At 45.0% G+C, this 19,393-nt stretch carries 14 protein-coding genes; 2 read left to right on the forward strand and 12 right to left on the reverse strand.

Features of this window, described 5'->3' with window-relative positions:
* Positions 1–200, forward strand: a 200-nt coding sequence (locus tag QM629_RS18775; RefSeq protein WP_415161440.1) for a hypothetical protein, incomplete at its 5' end; no start/stop codon positions are given.
* On the opposite strand, the gene QM629_RS18780 is transcribed toward QM629_RS18775, so the two are convergent.
* Positions 168–938 (reverse strand): TIGR02757 family protein, encoded by a 771-nt coding sequence (locus tag QM629_RS18780; RefSeq protein WP_415161441.1) that lies wholly within the window; start codon positions 936–938, stop codon positions 168–170. The genes QM629_RS18775 and QM629_RS18780 overlap by 33 nt on opposite strands.
* Positions 939–1,023: 85 nt before the next feature.
* Here QM629_RS18780 and QM629_RS18785 point away from each other — a divergent pair, with 85 nt between their 5' ends.
* Complete coding sequence (locus QM629_RS18785; RefSeq protein ID WP_415161442.1) at positions 1,024–2,826, forward strand: DNA polymerase III subunit gamma/tau; 1,803 nt, start codon at positions 1,024–1,026, stop codon at positions 2,824–2,826.
* 68 nt (positions 2,827–2,894) lie between these two features.
* On the opposite strand, the gene QM629_RS18790 is transcribed toward QM629_RS18785, so the two are convergent.
* The 11 genes from QM629_RS18790 to QM629_RS18840 all read right to left on the reverse strand — a co-directional run bounded on the left by QM629_RS18790 (position 2,895) and on the right by QM629_RS18840 (position 19,330).
* Complete coding sequence (locus QM629_RS18790; protein ID WP_415161443.1) at positions 2,895–3,449, reverse strand: hypothetical protein; 555 nt, start codon at positions 3,447–3,449, stop codon at positions 2,895–2,897.
* Positions 3,450–3,641: 192 nt separating this feature from the next.
* Positions 3,642–4,079 carry a DUF3592 domain-containing protein gene (locus QM629_RS18795; protein ID WP_415161444.1) on the reverse strand — a complete coding sequence of 146 codons (438 nt, stop codon included), beginning with the start codon at positions 4,077–4,079 and terminating at the stop codon, positions 3,642–3,644.
* 67 nt (positions 4,080–4,146) lie between these two features.
* Complete coding sequence (locus tag QM629_RS18800; RefSeq protein ID WP_415161445.1) at positions 4,147–4,737, reverse strand: TetR/AcrR family transcriptional regulator; 591 nt, start codon at positions 4,735–4,737, stop codon at positions 4,147–4,149.
* A gap of 56 nt (positions 4,738–4,793) precedes the next feature.
* On the reverse strand, positions 4,794–5,435 hold the full coding sequence (locus tag QM629_RS18805; protein ID WP_415161446.1) for a DUF1080 domain-containing protein: 642 nt from the start codon (positions 5,433–5,435) through the stop codon (positions 4,794–4,796).
* Positions 5,436–5,865: 430 nt separating this feature from the next.
* A complete protein-coding gene (locus QM629_RS18810; protein WP_415161447.1) occupies positions 5,866–7,194 on the reverse strand; it encodes an MFS transporter in 1,329 nt (442 codons plus the stop codon).
* Between the two features lie 231 nt (positions 7,195–7,425).
* Positions 7,426–8,613, reverse strand: a complete 1,188-nt coding sequence (locus tag QM629_RS18815) for a Gfo/Idh/MocA family protein (protein ID WP_415161448.1) — start codon at positions 8,611–8,613, stop codon at positions 7,426–7,428.
* Positions 8,614–8,745: 132 nt separating this feature from the next.
* Complete coding sequence (locus tag QM629_RS18820; RefSeq protein WP_415161449.1) at positions 8,746–11,103, reverse strand: c-type cytochrome; 2,358 nt, start codon at positions 11,101–11,103, stop codon at positions 8,746–8,748.
* Positions 11,104–11,340: 237 nt separating this feature from the next.
* On the reverse strand, positions 11,341–12,738 hold the full coding sequence (gene uxaC, locus QM629_RS18825; RefSeq protein ID WP_415161450.1) for a glucuronate isomerase: 1,398 nt from the start codon (positions 12,736–12,738) through the stop codon (positions 11,341–11,343).
* Between the two features lie 85 nt (positions 12,739–12,823).
* Positions 12,824–13,666: a sugar phosphate isomerase/epimerase family protein gene (locus tag QM629_RS18830; protein WP_415161451.1), complete on the reverse strand. Its 843-nt coding sequence runs from the start codon at positions 13,664–13,666 to the stop codon at positions 12,824–12,826.
* A gap of 628 nt (positions 13,667–14,294) precedes the next feature.
* Entirely contained in the window at positions 14,295–16,184 is a 1,890-nt protein-coding gene (locus QM629_RS18835; protein WP_415161452.1) for a RagB/SusD family nutrient uptake outer membrane protein, read from the reverse strand.
* Positions 16,185–16,201: 17 nt separating this feature from the next.
* Positions 16,202–19,330, reverse strand: a complete 3,129-nt coding sequence (locus QM629_RS18840) for a SusC/RagA family TonB-linked outer membrane protein (protein WP_415161453.1) — start codon at positions 19,328–19,330, stop codon at positions 16,202–16,204.
* Positions 19,331–19,393: the final 63 nt, after the last annotated feature.

Raw genomic sequence — 19,393 nt, forward strand, 5'->3', positions numbered from 1 at the left:
CCCCGATTATCCCAAAGGGTAAAAAACCTTTAAAAAAAATTATTGAAGCGATTTCCGAAACCGGGACGGCCCGCTATCGCGGGCCGACCGAAGGGAAACAGGCGCGAATACAATTTTTTAAAACCATCCATCGGCACGGCAAAGCCGGTATAATGGATGGTTTGCAGTCAGTATTTCTCCATCACACCCAGGCCAAATAAAGCAAAATCATATTTAACCGGATCGTGCACATCCAGTGTTTTAAGCTGTTCCGTTAATTCAACCGCGGCATTCCAGTCGGTTTGTTTGCGCTGCAATAAATTCATGCGTTTGGCTACTCTCGCCACATGCACGTCAACAGGGCAAATCAGTTGCGAAGGTTTGATGTTTTTCCATAAGCCAAAATCAACGCCTTTGTTATCATCCCGCACCATCCAGCGCAAAAACATATTCAGCCGTTTGCAGTTTGATCTTTTCTCCGGTGTGGCGATATGTTTTTTGGTTCGCAGCGGCACATCTTCCAGGCTAAAAAAATAATGGTGAAAGCCGGCCAGCATCTGTTCAACATTGTTGCCCCATTTGGTAAATGCCGTTTCCAAAGAATCATTATGGCGATAATGATATTGCAAAAATTCAACGAAGTATAAAAGATCGGTCGCATTAAAAGTGCGGTGCTTAAATTCCAATAATCTTTTTAATCTTCCCAAATCCTCGTTCAGACAGAATGCATGCGGCTGCATATCCATCATCTCCATCAGTTCCCTTGATTTATTGATGATGATTTTACGGTTGCCCCAGGCAAAAATGCTGGCAAAAAAACCGGCGATCTCCACATCCTGTTTTTTGGTAAAAAGATGCGGAATGCTGATGGGGTCATCTTTTATAAAGGAAGGCTGGTTGTATAATTCAACTTTGCTGTTGAGGAAATTTTTTAAATTATTGACAGGTTCAATATGCATTATCCGTGCAAAAAAAATACATGTGCATAATTTAACCAAAGCCGTTTAAAAAAAGTGGCAGCCCCTGCTTAAATTGCATTTTTCTATGGATAAGTTTATTGTTTCAGCGCGAAAGTACAGGCCGCAAACTTTTGATACGGTTGTAGGGCAGCAGCATATTACCACCACGTTAAGGAATGCCATTAAAAACAATCAGTTGGCGCATGCCTTTTTGTTTTGCGGGCCGCGGGGCGTGGGTAAAACAACCTGCGCCCGCATTCTTGCCAAAACCATTAACTGCGAAAGCTTGCAGCCCGATGGTGAAGCCTGCAACGAATGCAATTCGTGCAGGAGCTTTAACGAAGGCACATCTTTAAACATACATGAATTAGATGCGGCCAGCAATAATTCGGTTGATGATATAAGAACGCTGGTGGAACAGGTGCGTTTTATGCCGCAGGCCGGCAAATACAAAGTATATATTGTGGATGAAGTGCACATGCTGAGCGCTTCGGCTTTTAACGCCTTCCTCAAAACGCTGGAAGAGCCGCCGCCTTATGCCATCTTTATTCTGGCTACCACGGAGAAGCATAAAATACTGCCTACCATTTTATCGCGCTGCCAGATATTCGATTTCAAGCGCATCACCACAAATGATACAGTTGAACATTTGCAGGATATTGCAAAAAAGGAAGACATAAAAGCAGAAAAAGCGGCGTTGCAGGTCATCGCACAAAAAAGCGAAGGCTGCATGCGGGATGCACTGAGCATTCTTGATAAAATAGTAAGTTTTACCAATGGCGAGGTAAATTATCAGAACACGCTGGAGCACCTGAATATTCTTGATGAAGATTACTATTTTAAACTGCTCGATCATTTACTGCAGCAGGATATAGGCGCCGCCATGCTGCTGTATGACGAAATAAACAGCAAGGGTTTTGAAGGCGATATGGTGCTGAATGGTTTCGCCGAATTTCTGCGCAATCTTTTGGTAAGCAAAAATGCAAAGGCCGCTTCCCTGCTGGAAGTGGTGGAAGGCATGCAGGCAAAGTATATTGCCAAAGCGGAACAGGTAAGCATGAGCTACATAGTTAGCGCGCTCAATATTTTAAATGAGTTTGAGATAAACTATAAAATGGCGCGCAATAAAAGGCTGCATGTGGAGCTGGCGCTCATCAAGCTCAACTATCTTCAGCAGGCGCTTGAACTGGTGAGTGAAAACGGCGGCGTTGTTAAAAAAAAATGGGTTGATGCACCGGTGATCTATAAAAGCAGGACGATTGAACAAGCTTCGTCAGCGCCGGCTAAACAAGCGGAAGCAAAAGTTATTATTCAGCAGCCGGTAAAAGAAAATACGCCGCAGGCACGGGTTGTTTCAAAGCCTGTTGCCCCCAAACCGGCCAACACGGTTAATGAACCTGCGGCAACATATACAATGCCTAAAAGCGCCGCCGGTAAAAACCTGCTGGAAGCTTTGCGCGAAAAAGTAGGCGCCGGTTATAACGTGGAAGAAATAAAAGATGCGGAAGCCTTAACACCGCAAAGGCTAACGGAAGCCTGGAATAATTATGCCGCCACGCTTGAGGCCCAGCCAAACAAGCATTCTACTTTTCAAACATTCAGAACGGCTAAGCTTGACGTTGAGACGGATAATTTTTTTACCGTTACCGTGCATGCGCTTACACAGCAAAAATTTATTGAGCAGGAAAAGACCCTGCTGTGCGATTTTATTCAGCGTGCATTTTTTAACCGCAGCATTAATTTTAAAGTGCTCATTGAAGCCGGCGCAGAGGAAGATATACCCATTCACCTTACCTTGAACAGCCGCCAGAAATTTGACCGCATTGCAGAGAAATATCCCCTGGTAAGAGAATTAAAGAACAGGCTGAACCTGGATATTGATTATTAGCGGTGCGCTGCAAGCGCATATCTTTTCGATTTTTTTACTTCTCCTAATCCCGTTCATGCAAGGCCGTATCAATGCATTGCAACTTCGCGGCCTCTTATCATGATCGTTTTTGATTTTTTAATGTTTTCTTCGGTTTTTGTCAAAAGCTTTATAAGCCCGAGGTCAATATGCTCCTTTTCGTTTTTAATATTGTCAACAATAATTTCAAGCACATCATTTTCGTCAATAGCAAACTTGTCATAATCGGCATTAATCATATTGCCATTAACCATAAACAGGGCAGGCTTATTTTTTAAATTGGTGTATTTATCTTTTAAAGCAGTGAGCGTAATTAGTTTAGGGTTGTAACTGCTTTTTGTTATTATATGAACCTGCCCGTTATATTTCACACCATCAATCTCAACTTCACCTTTAATAATATACAGGCTGTCAATCAGGTTCGGGCTGAGGATGGACGGCGCGCTGCTGCTGCCCATCAGCTTTTCGTTTATAAACAGGGCAGGTTGTACAGCGTTGTTTATTGTATTTGCATACACCACTTTTAATGTGCTGTCGCCTGCATTATTCTGCCCATAACCTGCGATGGCAGCAAGCATACTGAAAAGGATAAAGATTTTTTTCATGGTTTAAATTTTCGAAGTTGTTTGAAAATGGTAGCTGAACCTGCAGGTTATGGCAAACCTGGCAATAAAACTGAATATAAATTTAATGAAATGCTGCTATACCAAACACCAGAACTGTTAGAAAAGCCTGAGATTAGCGGCAGGCTTATATCTCTCCAATCTTTACCTCTCACCAAATCCCCGTTCAGGCAATTACACATCGTATTTTCTTTGCTTCGGCGGGTTGCGCATTTCCATTTCTTCCGCCGGCGCTTCCGGCGCCGGCCGGGCTGTTATTTCTTTGGCAGCAAAAAAGAAAATCACCGGTATTAATATCGAGCCCAGCAATTCGTCCCATTGCAGCCAATAACCCCACCAGCTATACACGGCCGCTTTGGATGGATCGGAGGTTTCGTATATAACCTGAACGGTTTGCCCTTCTTTAAGGTTGCGCAAAACATAACCTGCATTAACCGTGTATGCATCTTTGTTAATACGAAAAACAGCTTCAGGCACTGCCTTATTCGCGCTGTCAGCAACATAATGGATAGTGGCGGTTGTTATTTCACCATCCTGGTAATCGGGGCGGCGGCTGAACAAAATATATAAGGCAACGCAAATTATATAGAAAGGAACGATAGACTTTATCAAGTAATACATTTTATGCGAATGTAAAGCCGGCATTACCGTTGCAGTGATTGCACCCGGAGCGGCTGAACTATTTTTTCAAACCATCAATCAGAATGGTGATCATGTTTTCTTCCAGTTCTTCACCGCTCACTTTTATCTTGCTGCGGTGCCAGCTTTCAATGCCGCTTACTGCGTGCAAAACAATGAGCACGGCCGTTGATGCATCAATGCTATTGATCTCTCCGCTTTCAATGCCCTGTTCAATAATGGCGGCAAAGCGTTTGCGGTAAGTGCGCCGCTGGTTCTGGTAATTGGAAAGATAGGGATCGGTAAGATAACGCCATTCCCGGTCGCTTATATACACTTCCTGGAAATTGTTGATCATTTGCTGTATATGAAACCGCAGCAGCGTTTCCAGCTTTTCAATGGGCCGGGCGTCCGACATTTCCACTTTATTCAGGTGTTCCCAAAAAACATTGGCCACGTTAAAACATATATCGTGCAGCAATTCGGTTTTGGAACGTATATGGTTATATAAACTTGCTGCTTCAACTCCAACCAGTTCGGCAAGGTCGCGCATACTGGCAGCCTTATAACCTTTTTCGTGAAAAAGAGAAGCCGCAGCTTTTAATATTACTTCTTTCCGCGAAACATCTTTTGCAGTTCTTATTCTTGCCATCCGGCAAATTTATTTTTAATATTCCAAATAACCGTTTTGGTATCTGCTTCATGCCGTTAATCAGCCAGCGGTTTTACCATGATATTTTTGAAGTAAACCGTGCTGCCGGGGTCATGGCCCTGCAGGGCAAAACTGCCGCTTGAAATTATTCTTTCTTTCATGTCATCGGGCCTTTCCACATGATCGGGCTCCGTATAATCCACCACCGTTTTATCGTTGATTTTTATGATAATGCGCTTGCCTTGCACTTTTATGTATTCTGTAAACCATACATCATCGGGCACATATACTTCTTTCACATCCTGTATGGCGTATAAGCTGCCTGTTCTGCGCCAGTCGGTATGCGAGTTATTCACCTGCACCTCATAGCCCTTTGCCGGCCAGCCGCCCTGCTGAAACTGTGTATGAAAATATATGCCTGAGTTGGAATGCGGCTTCGTCATTACATCAGCCTTAAACTCGAAATTTTTAAAGTTGTGATCTTTTACAGGGCCCTCATAAAATAAATGCGCGGTATTGCCATTTACTTTTATCATGCCGCTGTCAACGCTGAATGTGGAAGCATTATCGCCCACCTTCCAGCCGTTTAGAGATTTGCCGTCAAATAAAGATATCCAGCCACCTTGGGCCTGTACAGTCAGGCTGAATACGATTATTGCCAGCGGGGCGCCGATCCATTTTTTCAGGAAGTATTTCATGTGCTCGAAGTTTTTACGCCGTTAAAAGTATTTATAAACAGCTGAAGGCGTTTAATTTATTTGGGTGTATTTCAAATTTTCGCAGGCCCGATATAAACATTCACTAACCCAATACTTTAGCTTTGGGCAGAAGATGAGCATAAATTCCCGGCTTTAACCTGAGCGTTTCAATAAAAAAACAAAGCTTTGGCTAAAGCCAATAATACTTTACCTGTAAACAGCCCGGGCTTAAAGGCCCGGGTTAAATTATATCGAACGCACGTTATTTATGCAACCGGGCCGGGCAGGCCGCCATGAAAAGCTTCGGCACAAGGGAGTGGCCTTTAAACTGCAGCGGGATAAAACAGACTGGCTCAGTCTCAGAGACTGGGCCAGTCTGCTAAAGCCGCCATGAATTACAACTGCCGGCCGGCAAAATATCATAAAACAGCTATACTGTTTTTACTTTTTCCATATTAGGCGCCAATGCTAAAAACATAATCATCCATGCAATCAGGTAACCAAAGCCGCAAAACAGGAACATAATAAAATAACCGGTTTCAATATGGCCAAGGCTTTTATAATGATCGAATAATAAGCCTGCGGATTTTGAGAATAACATGCCCCCGATGCCGCCGGCCATACCTCCAATCCCAACTACTGAAGCAACCGAATTTTTGGGAAACATATCGCTAACGGTTGTAAATAAATTAGCGCTCCATGCCTGGTGGGCAGATGCAGCGATGCCAATAATGATAATGGCATACCATATATGGTAACCGCCTGCATATTGTGCCGCAATTATCAGCAAAGGGCAGAATGCATAAATGAGCATGGATGTTTTGCGGGCCTTTACAACCGTAAATCCTTTTCTTATAAAATACATGGGCAGCCATCCGCCGATAACGCTTGCCACCCCTGCCAGTGTATAAACAAAAGCGATGGGCAAACTTACCTGCATGCCGGTGAGATGATATTGGGCATCTAAAAACGCCGGCAGCCAGAACAATAAAAACCACCAGATGCCATCGGTTAAAAACTTGCCTGTAATAAAAGCCCAGGTTTGTTTAAAGGTTAATAATCTCCCCCAGGAAATTTTAGGTTGTTGTTCAATTACTTCGCCTTCATCCCTGTCGCTGTGTATATAATCAAACTCCGCTTTTGATAAACGTTTTTGTTTTTCGGGAACCTCATAAAAAATAAACCAGCATATCAGCCATAAAAAACCAAAGGCGCCGGTAGCAATAAAAGCTATACGCCAACTGTAATTTATAGCAAGCCACGGTACAACAATGGGCGCTGCAATAGCGCCAACATTGGTGCCAGAATTAAATATGCCCGCCGCATAAGCCCGTTCCTTGCGTGGAAACCATTCTGCCACAGCTTTAAAAGCAGCAGGAAAATTACCGGCTTCCGTTACACCCAAAAAACCACGATAGGCCGCAAAACTCCACACACCCGTTGCAAATGCATGCAGTATAGAAGCAATGCTCCATAATATTAACGTGATGGCATAGCCTAATTTGCTCCCTATTTTATCAATCAATCTTCCGGCGCCTATCATGCCTATGGCATAGGCAAACTGAAACGCCACCACAATATTGGAATAGTCTGATTCGCTCCAGTTAAATTCTTTTTCCAGCGCAGGCTTTAGCAGGCTTATAACCTGCCTGTCAAGATAATTGATTGTGGTGGCAAAAAATATAAGCGAGCATATTGTCCAGCGATAGGTACCGATCTTATTGTTAATGTTGCCTGATGTTGCTTGGTTTAATGGCATGCCTGTCAGATTGTTTTTAATGATGATATAATGCAGGTATTGATTATTTATTTAAGATTGTTTGACCTCACCCTAAATTCCTCCCGAATGGCCGGGAGGGACTTTACAAACGTTCCTTAAGTAAACGACATTCAATACTCAATGTTCATTTTACCAACGTTTGCAATTGAACATTGATTATTGTTTGTTGAGCATTGAGTGTTTTTCTTAAGCAAACAACAATTCAATTATTTATGATGACACCAACGGAATAACCGTTTCCACACCTTTGTTTTCTGCTGATACATAGCCGGCATAAATGGCGGCTATCACATCTGCGGCCAGGCTGCTGTTGCTTTCAATAGCATCGCCATAAGCGGCCGAACGATAGAAGGCATCCATCTCATGCTGGTAGCCTGCAAACCATCCTTCATCAGGCGAAATGCACGACCAGCCCTGCTTTGTCTCAATCTTCTCCAGCACATATACGTCTTCAAAATATTTTTTATCAGGTGTATATGACTGCATGGAATTGTTGGGATTGATATTACATACTGTTCTGTGATTGGTCGTATTCACCTCAATTATATTATGCACGCCGCCCAATACCAGCTCGCTGGCAACCAGGTTGGCAAATGTGCCGTCTTCAAACACAATATGCATCATGGCAAAGTCTTCCACATCGGTATAAGAAGCTTTTAAATAACCTTCGTTCTTAAAACCGGGCATTCTTGTAATGGCGTGTGTGCGTGCCGTTATGGTTTTGGGATGGATGGGTTTGCCATCCCGCGCCCTGCCTTCCACATGCTTAAAATAAATGGCTGCGCTTAAAGGATGGCAGCCTTTGCCCATCATAGAACCGCCGCCTGAAAACTTCCATATCCCATAGGTTAATGAGTGCGAGCCGGAATGCGATTGTTCGCCACGCATGTATAAAATTTGTGCGCCGGTTTTTTGTATCAGTTCCCTTTCTTTCTGAACAGCCGGCGCATACACCCAATTCTCTGCATACATAATCTTTCCCGTGCTTTTCTGCTCTGCATCCAGCATGTTCTGTATGCTTTGCAATGCATGGTCAAGGCCCTCCTGTTTTGGAAAAGCATCGCCGTTGAAATCATCTGTGCCATTGCCAAAATATCCTGTAAGCGGCTTCTCAACTATAACATGTTTGTTTTGCTGCAATGCAGCAATAACAATGGGTTCATGCGTTACAGGCGGCGTGCAAACATGCAATACATCACTGGCAGCGATCAACGCATCCATGTCGGTAAACGCCTGTATGTTTCGCTGTGCGGCGAAAGCCTTTAAACGCGCTTCCGTTGGCGAATAAGCGCCCGCAATATCAACACCTGTACTGAATACACGCTGCAATGCATCATAATGAAATCTGGCGGCAAAGCCGGAGCCGATAATACCTGCTTTTATTGTTGTTTTGTTCATAATTCAAGCTGCGAGCCATGAGCTTCAAGCCTCAGTTTTCAATATTCAACTTCTTTTTTCTTCGTTCAAAAGTTCACAGGTTCACTTGTTCACAAGTTTATTCCCCAATTCCCCACCATTCAACTTCTCTTCCTATTTAATCCCTTCCAGTTCCTCTATCGTAAAGGTTTTCTGCCTGCCTGCATATTTCTTTCTTGTATCCGAAATATCTTTTGCTGTTATTGCAGTGCCTTTGTTATTCCAGGAGTTGCGGATGTAATTCAATACCTGCGCAATGTCTTCATCGTTATACTCATCATTCGCGCCTATGCCCGGCATATCGCCATTTATCTCCGGCGATTTATACAAATGATCAGCAATCTTCACCGGGCCGGTTAACCCATATAACACAATTGGCATTAAATGGTTTTTATTGCCCTGCACCCAGTTCGATTTATTCAATGGCGGCGCCAAAGCTGTTACGCCATTGCCATCAGGGCCATGACAGGTTTGGCAAAGCGTTGTAAATATATGCGCACCTCTCGGGTACAAAGCCGCCAGTTTTTTCTGGTTGCTCTGGTTTTTTGCTTTTGCAATATCATCTATCACTTTACGCAACCTTCTTGCAAATAAAGTTGTGGTATCGGCATTTGTTTTTACCACATCATTCAAAAAACTTTCTTCCTTGTTTTCAAGATTGCTGATAACGGCATCGGCTACGTATTTATTCGCCGCATATTTTGATGCCAACTGCAGCAGGATTTGTTTGGCGGCGGCTGCATTATACTGCTGCACATCATACATAATATAACCAATATAAGGCGCGGCCAGTGTATCATTCACCATCTGCTGCAACAGTGGTATAAACCGGTTGTAATTATTTTTATTCATTACCGATGGCAGTACGCTTAATGCCTGCATTCTTACCGGCCAGCTATTGTTTTGCAGCAAAGGCAATATATCCGCAGCCTGCAATACATGTAATCCCTCCAACGTCCATAAGGCATGCGCAACAGGAATAAAATTATCCGTTGATTTTAATAACGCATGCAGTGCAGGCGATGCAGCCGTATAGTTGCTGTCTATTATCATTTGCTGTGCTTCATTACGCACCCAGCCATTTTTATTTTTCAGTAATTCAACAAGCGCCTGCGGATCATTGCTGAACGGAACATTTCTTGCATTGCTGCCTTTCGGCACTATCTTATAAATGCGCCCGCAGTTTAAAGGATTGGTGAGCTTTCTTTCCTTTATTTCATTTTTAAGATAAGGCGTGAGATAGGTTTTATGCTGAATGATGCCGCGGTACATATCAATCACATACATAGCGCCATCTGGGCCAATATATAAATTCACCGGCCTGAAACGTTCATCTTCACTTGCCAAAAATTCCTTGTTTTGATATGCCTGTTTTCCATCAATTATATAACCTTTATCCGTTAAGATATTTCTTTTGATAAGATTGGCGGAAGGCTCGGCCACAAAGGCATTGCCATGGTAAGCTTCATCGAATAAACCACCGTTGTAAATTACCGGGCCGCAGGCTGCTGTAAAATTCACCAGCCGCAGGCTGTCATCCAAAACCCCGTTCTCATAGCCACGGTTTACACCGGGTGTTGGCCTTACGGGAAAAACCCGGTTATCTTTTACGACCGATTCTGCGTAACCTGCCACTGCTCTCTGGCTGGCATTCCATGCGCCAAGGCCCGGCATAAAATAATCGCCCAGTAAATTTTCTGAATTGGTATTGTAAAACAACCGGCCTTCGTCATCCTGCGCTATGCCCCACTGCCCGCGGAAATGCGTTCTTTCCTTCAGCCATTTATTGCCCTGCTTTTTATACCGCACATCGCTTTTGGCATTGTATATCCAGTTATCCATGGCGCGCAGCAAGCCATTCGGCTGATGCTCCACGTTGCCGCCATCTGCATAACTGCTGTCAACCAAAGTCTTGTTTACGGGCTTATCATCTTTTATATCATAATACCAGAGCTTTGGCGGTTCGGCAACCAGAATGCCGCCGTCAATCAAACACAAAGCCCGCGGCAATACCAGCGAATCCAAAAACACTTTGCTGCTGTCCATCACGCCATCATTGTTCATATCGCTTAATATCATCACCTTACCTGTTGGCGCATCTTCGCCCGTGCCAGAGGTATCCGGCATATAATCCATCATGGTAACCACCCACATACGGCCTTTGTTGTCAAACTCCATCGCCACCGGTGCCATAACCAACGGTTCCGCGGCTACCAGTTTCACTTCAAAGCCATTCTCCACATGCATTTTCTTAATGGCTTCACCAGGTTCAATCACCGGTTCATCTTCAATGCTTTTGCGGATGGCCAGCGAATCAGGCTTACCGCCTTTTCCTTCATGGTTGTTACAACTTACTAAACTTAAAAATGCAGCGCAGGTAATCAGAATCTTTACAGTGGTTCGGTAAACCCCGAGGGTTTCAAAAACCCTCGGGGTTTTAAACGCTTTTACAATGGTTACAAATGATCTCATGAATGGTTATTAATAGAATTTTACCTCACCCTCGTTCCCTCCCGATACTTCGGGAGGGATGCCCCTGTTCAAACAACGTTATATAATTTATACTTTGGCAACCTGAATGTTTATGATGCTTGTATTCATTCGATCTCTTTGAACGTCATTGGCACGATAGGAGAAATCTCCTGCAATACGGCTGTTTAAATTTATTACAACCCCCGGGGGTTTTCAAACCCCCCGGGGTTTAAACTACTATAACTTAAAATATTCCTTCGCATTGTTGTAGCAAATATCTTCCACCATTTTGCCCAGCCATTTTATATCAGCCGGCAGCTCGCCGTTCTCTACATCATTGCCGATTAAATTGCAGAGAATACGCCTGAAATATTCATGCCTTGAAAAAGAAAGAAAGCTGCGGGAATCTGTTATCATGCCAATAAAACGGCTTAATAGACCCATATTGCTTAACGTGTTCATCTGCTTTTCCATGCCGTCTTTCTGGTCTAAAAACCACCAGCCGCTGCCGTATTGTATCTTGCCCGGTATGCTGCCATCCTGGAAATTACCAGTCATGGTAGCAAACACTTCATTATACATTGGATTATTGTTATAGATAATGGTTTTTGCAAGCTTATCATTTTTATCCAGCTTATCAAAAAAGGCCGACATGCCTTCCGCCACCAGCCAGTCGCCCATTGAATCCACACCGGCATCGGCGCCGAGGCGTTTTAATAAACGTGTATTGTTGTTGCGCAATGCGCCCACATGAAACTGCTGCGCCCATCCTTTCTCATAGTTCCAGGCGCAGATAAAATGCAGGGTTGCCATTTTAAACAACATGGATTCTTCTTTTGATACGGGCCTGCCTGCAACGGCTTTTGAAAATATGGATTCGAGCTGCTGCGCTGTGCCATCAGCTTTTTCAAAAGTATCAAGGCCATGATCTGAAACGCGGCAGCCTGCTTCATGAAAAACATCATGGCGTTTATGCAATGCTTCCAGCAAACTATCGTAAGAATTTATTTCAACGCCGGATGTTGCGGATAATTTTTGCAGGTATTTTTTATACGCTTCCGCATCATCAACTGCCATTGCCTTATCCGGCCTGAAGGCCGGCAATACTTTTATGCCAAAAGGCTGTTCGCTTATTTTTTTATGATGAACAAGCGCATCAGCCGGATCATCTGTTGTGCACAATACTTCCACTTTATAGTATTGCAGCAAAGCCTGTGTAGTATAAGCCGGCAACTGTTCATTGCAGGCTGTATAAATTGATCCGGCGCTGTCACTGTTTAATAAATCTGTTATGCCGAAAGGCTTTTTCAATTCCAGGTGCGACCAATGGTACAGCGGGTTACGCATGGTATATGGCGTTGTTTCGGCCCAGGCTTTAAACTTTTCAAAATCGCCTGCGTCGCCCGTAATTAATTCTTCGTTCACGCCATTGCTGCGCATGGCGCGCCATTTATAATGATCGCCTTTTAGCCAGAGCTCCGTGATATTCTTAAACTGCTTATTGTTTGCAATTTCACCGGGCGGCAAATGATTGTGATAATCTATAATGGGCATGTTTGCCGCATGATCAAAATATAACTGCCTTGCTGTGTCTGTCTGCAATAAAAAATCTTCTGATAAAAATGGTTTTATCATTTTCAAATTCATAATTGTTCTAAATAGACCTCACCCCCAACCCCTCCCGAATGGTCGGGACAAGTTCTCCAAAGGAGAGGGGCTTTTAAATCGTGTTCATCACACCTTTAAAATAACCAACCGATTCGGCTATGCCGGGCAAAGGGTCTTTCATGTTCAGCTCATATTCAAAACTGCACATACCCTGGTAATTTATTTTATACAAGGCCCTTTCAAACGCCGGAAAATCAATCACACCGCGGCCAACATCAATAGCTTGTCCATCATTGTTTGCAGCAGTAACATCTTTTATATGCAGATCGAACAAGCGGTCTTTAAACTGCACCACAGCTTCAGCAGGTGCAAGGCCGGTGCGTTGCGTGTGGCCAATATCAATACACAAGCCCATCCGTTTATCTTTTTTGCTGATGCGGTCATACGCTTCTTTGGGGCTTGGATATAATTTATCCATCGGCCCGTGATTGTGTATGGCAATTTTAATGTTATGCTCTTTCACTTTTTGTTCGGTATAATCTATCAAATCGTAATTGGGCACACCCACGATCATATCAACACCAACGGCTTTTGCATAGTTAAAAGCGCGGTCAACTTCTTCCCTGCTCTTCATATAAATAACACCAACGGCATAAGCCGTAATGCCTGCTGCGCTTAATTCGCCCAATACCTCTTTTATTTTTTCGGGAGAACTATCCAGCGGCAAATGAAAATCTTTGATGGAAAGGTTTTTTACATTAACCCGCTGCATCATTTTGATGGATGCAGGCAGGTCAAAATTTAAAAATGTATAACCTGCCATGCCCAGCTTTAATGGTTCGTGTTTAGCTGTTTTTTCACCTGTGTTTACGGCAGCTTTTCCAAGAAAAGGCAGGGCCGCCGGAGCCGCCATGCCTACTGTTCCCGCCTGAATGAATTTTCTTCTGTTGATCATATCGTTTATTTTATTGTTGTCCGGATTATCCGCACCATATAATTTTATTTATAAAAAAATACTGTTGTCCGACTAAAATATTTTCTCCTGGGCTAAAGCCCTTTATGGGGCTGCTTTTTACTAACCCCAGGCTTAAGCCTGGGGTTATATATCTGAAACCCTTACACAATGGGCTTTAGCCCAAGTTATCCGGACAACAATGATAAAAAAATACTGTTGAACTTTTACAGAGCTAAGCATAAGCTATGTTATTGACTTAAGAAAACACTCAATATTCAATACACAATAATCAATCAATGTCGCTTACTTAACCTTTGTCTGACCTCACCCTAAATCCCTCCCGAATGGCCGGGAGGGATTTTACAAACGTTCCTTAAGTAAACAGTATTCAATAATCAATGTTCAATTGTAAGCCTCTGCAAAATCAATATTCCTGCCCGTCCGGCAGGCGGGGAATATTGGGCATTCAATGTCGTTGATTTAAGGCACAATCTTAAGCTTGTAAACTTTAAATAAAAAATAAGCAACCTGCCAAATAACCCGTGAACAAGTGAACCTGTAAACCCGTAAACCTTTAGTCAACGACATGGCACAAGCTATATTTTCTGAACCGGGTTAAGATATAATTTTATTCCGGAAGTTCTTCAAGCGGCGCCACATTGGTTGAAGAACCGTTATAACCCAGGTTCTGATTGATATGCCCTTCCACATTTGCATCTATGGCAGACTGGGGTATGGGCCATAATACATGATAGGGGCTCAACGTATATTCATCGCCGTGAATGGTATAAACCCCTTTGTTATAAAATTCTGTTACATCCATTATCCTGTCGTACCAGAAATTGCTGGTGGAGAAATTGTCCATGGTGTAGGTTCTGCCCTTATAATCCGCTTTGCCGGTTTGGGCAAAGAGATAGGCTATGCGGGTAAGCTCTACTTTGCGGTACTCCTCGTAATACAATTCCCTTGCCCTTTCATCGAGTATGGTGGCAATGGTAACATCTGTAGAAGAAACAGGCGATGCGCCGGCCCTTGCCCTTACTACATTAATATCAGCGGCTGCCGATGCCAGGTCGCCTTTCCAGTAATACGCTTCGGCCCTTACCAGGTAAGTTTCGGCCAGCCTGTACACATACCAGGATGTGTGGCCGCCATTATTTAATGTATTTTCATAATCGGGAACAAATGTTTTGTACTGAGGCCAGTCAAACCAGCACCGTATGGTATCAGAACATAAAAGGGTGCCGGAGCTGCTGAATTTCTGCAGGTTTTTTCCATAGTAGGAATCGCCCAGGTTTATTAATTCCGGGTTGTTATATACCATTTTCTCCATCGTCATCCAGTTTTGGTTGGCGTGGCGCAGGTCGTTGGCATCGTCCCATATCTGGTGGGTGCTGTACCAGGTGCCGCGGCACCGGCCAATGCCCCTGCCGTAAGCGGTTTGCAGATCGTACTCTATGCCGGTTGTTATTACCGTACCGGTATGGCCTTCAGGCGTATTATTTTTGTTAAACCAGTATGGCACGGTCTGCCTCATTAAAGAGCTGCCACCGCTGTAATCGCCATTATCTATATATCCATCCGCATCTATCACATAATATAACCCTTCTGTATTAGCCGGTATCGTTTTATTTACCGGCCTGTGCAGGTCCCATATAACGTTATAACCGGTATCAGCATATTTATCTTCCATGTCCTGTTCGGTGCCAAAACGGTCGGTCATTAATTTATATGCACCGCCATCAATCACGGCGGTGGCGGCAGCTATGGCATCATCAAAATCTCCCAGCGCCAGGTCTATTTTTGCCAGCAGGTGATAGCAGGCGCCTTTGGTAACCTCCCCTTTGTTCACGCCGTCATTCACCCATTGCACGGCATATTCCAGTTCTTTTTTCATTTCCTCGAGAATCACCGTGCGGTCCACGGTATAGAAGTCCAGCTTCGGCGTGGAGTATAATTTGCCTGCATAAGGCACATCGCCAAAGCAGTTGCAAAGCACATAATAGCTGTATGCCCTGTAGAAATAGGCGGAGCCTATCAGCGCATTCCGTTCGGCCATCTGGGTGGCATCGGTGGTGTCCCAGACGGGCACATCAATGTATGCCAGCACGGTATTGGCATATTTCAGCCTGTAAAAGCTTTGCTCCCAGAACCAGTAGATGCGGTTATGGTCTGCATCATCGTTGTCGGAATTAATGGCATCGGGCGTAATATCGAGGTTCATGTCCTGCGCAGGGCCCGATTTGTCGGTTGTTCCTTCCACGGCCACATCAGAAAATATTTCCTGGGTAATGATGGGCGCGCCATCGCCAAAAAAATCATACCGTATATTTTTCTCGCAGGCCACCAGGGCATCCTGCAGGGCTTCGGCTGTTGTATAGGTTTCATCCGGTGTGTAAAGAGAGGGCGCTTTTGGCTCCAGCCAGCTTTTTTTGCATCCGCTGCCGGCAATGATCATCATGCAGGCAGCCGCCAGCAGGCATATTGGTTTTTTATTGATCGTTTGCATTGTTTTCATTTTTTTTGATAAAGCAATCAGAGTGTCAGGTTAAGCCCGAAAGTGTATGTTCTTGGCGTGGGGCCGGCGCCAACATTCGGGTCCCATTCGGGGTCCCAGTATTCCCAGTCCGGGGCATATACCGCCGCATTTTTTACAGAGAAGTAAAACTTCAGGCCCTGTATGCTGGCCTTCTTCAATAAAGCCGGCGGAACTATGTAAGCCAGGGCCACATTATCAAGCCTGATAAAATTCCTGTTCCTGTAAACATTGTACGAAGCACTGCCGTCGCTGGAGTAAATTCTTGCGAAATCGTTTGTAGGGTGTTCCGGCGTCCAGTGCGGATATACATACCCGTTTGTACGGTCGGGAAAACCGCCTTTGTTCTTGGCCTGGTTAAAGGCAGCCATGTAACCCCAGGAAGAATAAATCAGGGCAGACAGTTCGAAATCCTTAAACAAGGTAAACGAATTCCGCAGCGACCACTGGTAACGCGGCTTTGTCTGGCCGAGGAACTGGCGATCGTCGTTTGTATATTGGCCGTCGCTGTTCACATCCTGTAATTTAAAATCGCCGGGCGACTGGCCATAGGTGGCTGCCGCGTCTTTATCGTCAGATTGATAAACCCCCTGTACTTTCAGGTCCCACACGGCGTCAATCGGGCGGCCTATAAACCAGCCATTGGTAATATCGTCTGCTTCCCGCTGGCCTGTCACATTCCCGTCTGCATCGGTCACGTCCTCCATAGTGCCATAGAGATGGGCGATTTTATTGCGGTTTAAAGAGAAATTGAAGGAAGTTCTCCAGCTGAAGTTGTTCGTGCTGATATTGGTAGAATTTAAGTTTATTTCCAAACCTTTATTATCCACTTCGCCAATATTGCTTTCTACTTCGGAAAAGCCTACCACATCCGGCAGGGCGCGGTCAACCAGCAGGTTGGTTGTTTTGCCTTTATACACATCTATGCTGCCGCCAAGCACGCCGTTGAGGATGGAAAAGTCCAGGCCGATATTGAAGGCGGCTGTCTGTTCCCATTTCAGGTCTTCATTGGCCATTCTTGTTACATACAACTGGGAAACAACGGTGGTGGTGCCATCCGGGGCTACCTCTAAGTATTTGCCGGTAGCCAGGTTAGAAATGGCGGAATACCGGCCAATATCGCGGTTGCCGTTTATGCCGTAAGACAGGCGCAGCTTGCCGTAATTAAGCCAGGGGGCTTTAAAAAACGGCTCCTGCGTAAATACCCAGCCGAAAGCTGCCGCCGGGAAATTGGCCCAGGGATATTTTTGGCCAAAGGCGGAATAGCCGTCCCGCCGCATAGACAGGGTAAGCATATACCGGTCTTTATAGCTGTAAAATACCCTGGCCATTAAGGCGGCGCCGGTGCTGTATTCATCATCGCTCGAAATTGACTGGGTTAGGGCCGCGCTCATGTTATGGTAGCTTAAAACATCGCTCGGGTCAAAACCCGTGCCTACCATGTCATTTGACCAGTACTGGTATTTTTCAGAATTGGCCAGCAGGGTTACATCCACATGGTGGTACTTATTAAAGTCCCGGCTCCAGCTTAAAATATTGTCTATCTGCCACTGGTAAACCTCGTGGTTGTTTCTTTCTCCTTCCCCGCCTATGAGCGTGTAGTCAGGGTTTTTGGAGCTATTGCCATTGAAGTAATTATAAAACTCAAATTCCGGTGCAAAGTTCACCGTATATTTTATGCCGAAGGGCAGGTTCACCTTGCCGTAAGCAATTGTGTTAAGGGTATAATACCTTTTCAGGCGGCTGGTGTAGGTGGTGGCGATAAAAGGGTTTCTGCCACCTGCGCCGGGGTCGTCATTCGGGCAGTAACGGAAATCGGTGGAATCATCGTTGTAAAAACTGCCATAAGGCGTATTGTTAACAATGAGGCTCCAGCTCACCGGTACCGAGCTTTCGTCCCTGGCCGCAAACTGGGTATTGATGCCAACGGTTAAAAATTTCGTTACCTGGGTTTCTAATTTCAGCCGGCTTTGAATGGTTGAATATTTATCTCCCACAATAATGCCTTTATTGTTTAAATACCCGCCCGACCAGTAATAGTTAAATTTATCGCTGCCGCCGGAAACGCTTAAGGTGTAATTCTGCTGCAGGGCGTTTTGAAACATCATGTTGTACCAGTTTGTGGGCGTGCCGGCCAGGTAATTTTTTTGTTCAACCGCCTGGAAGTTGAGGCGGGTGAGCCAAACCGTTACCGGGTCGCCGCTGGAAGCGTCGTAAGCCAGCCAGTCGTCCACGGAAATGTCTGAAGGCAAAGTGCGCGGGTCGTTGAACTGGTACGGTTCTTCATTGAAACTATGAATGCTGTTTTCCACATCCACACGCCAGTTTACAAAGTCCTGGCCCTGATATACCGGCTGGTTTACGCCCATGGTGGCCAAAGCGAGGTTGCTGCTAAAGTTTATGGTTGGTTTCCCGGCCTTTCCTTTCTTGGTATTGACCATGATGACCCCGCTTGCCGACTTGGCGCCATATACCGCAGCGGCGCTTGCATCTTTTAAAACATCTACGGAGGCAATATCCGCCGGGTTAATATCGGCCAGGGCGCCGTAATAGATCACCCCGTCCAATACGATCAGCGGGCTGGTGCCGGCGCTGAGGGTATTGGTGCCGCGCACCTGCAGGGAGCCGCCCGGTTTTGCCGTGCTTACCACCCCCACAGTTAAACCGGGCACGTTAGCGCGAAGGGCGTCCTGCACCGATGTGCGGTTTTCGTTTTCTAATTTGGTAACATTTACTGATGCTATGGCGCCGGTAAGGTCTTTTTTCCTGGCGGTGCCATAACCAATAACAACCACCTCATCCAGAGCACTGCCTTCGGGGTCAAGCGCCACGTTAATGGTTGTTTGCCCGTTAACCGCCACCGTTTGTGTTTTGTACCCCACAAAAGAGAAGACCAGGCTTCCCGATGCAGGCACATTTTTGATGATAAAGCTGCCGTCGTCACTGGTGACAACGCCCCATTTGGCATTGCCTTCAACGGTTACCGTTACGCCGGCCAGGGGTTTTGTGCTGTCTTTAGAGATAACGGCGCCCTTAACCAACAGGGGCGCTTGCGCCAGCATTGTTTTTGCGGCGCATGCAAGCAGCAAGGCCCCCATAATAAAGGATTTGCGTATAGTTTTTTTCATAATGCAATGTTTAGGTGTGAAGAGATAAGAAAAAGCGAAGAAAAGTTCATACGTCAAGTTTTA

Source organism: Parafilimonas sp. (genome assembly GCF_047606085.1).
Lineage (GTDB): Bacteria > Bacteroidota > Bacteroidia > Chitinophagales > Chitinophagaceae > Parafilimonas.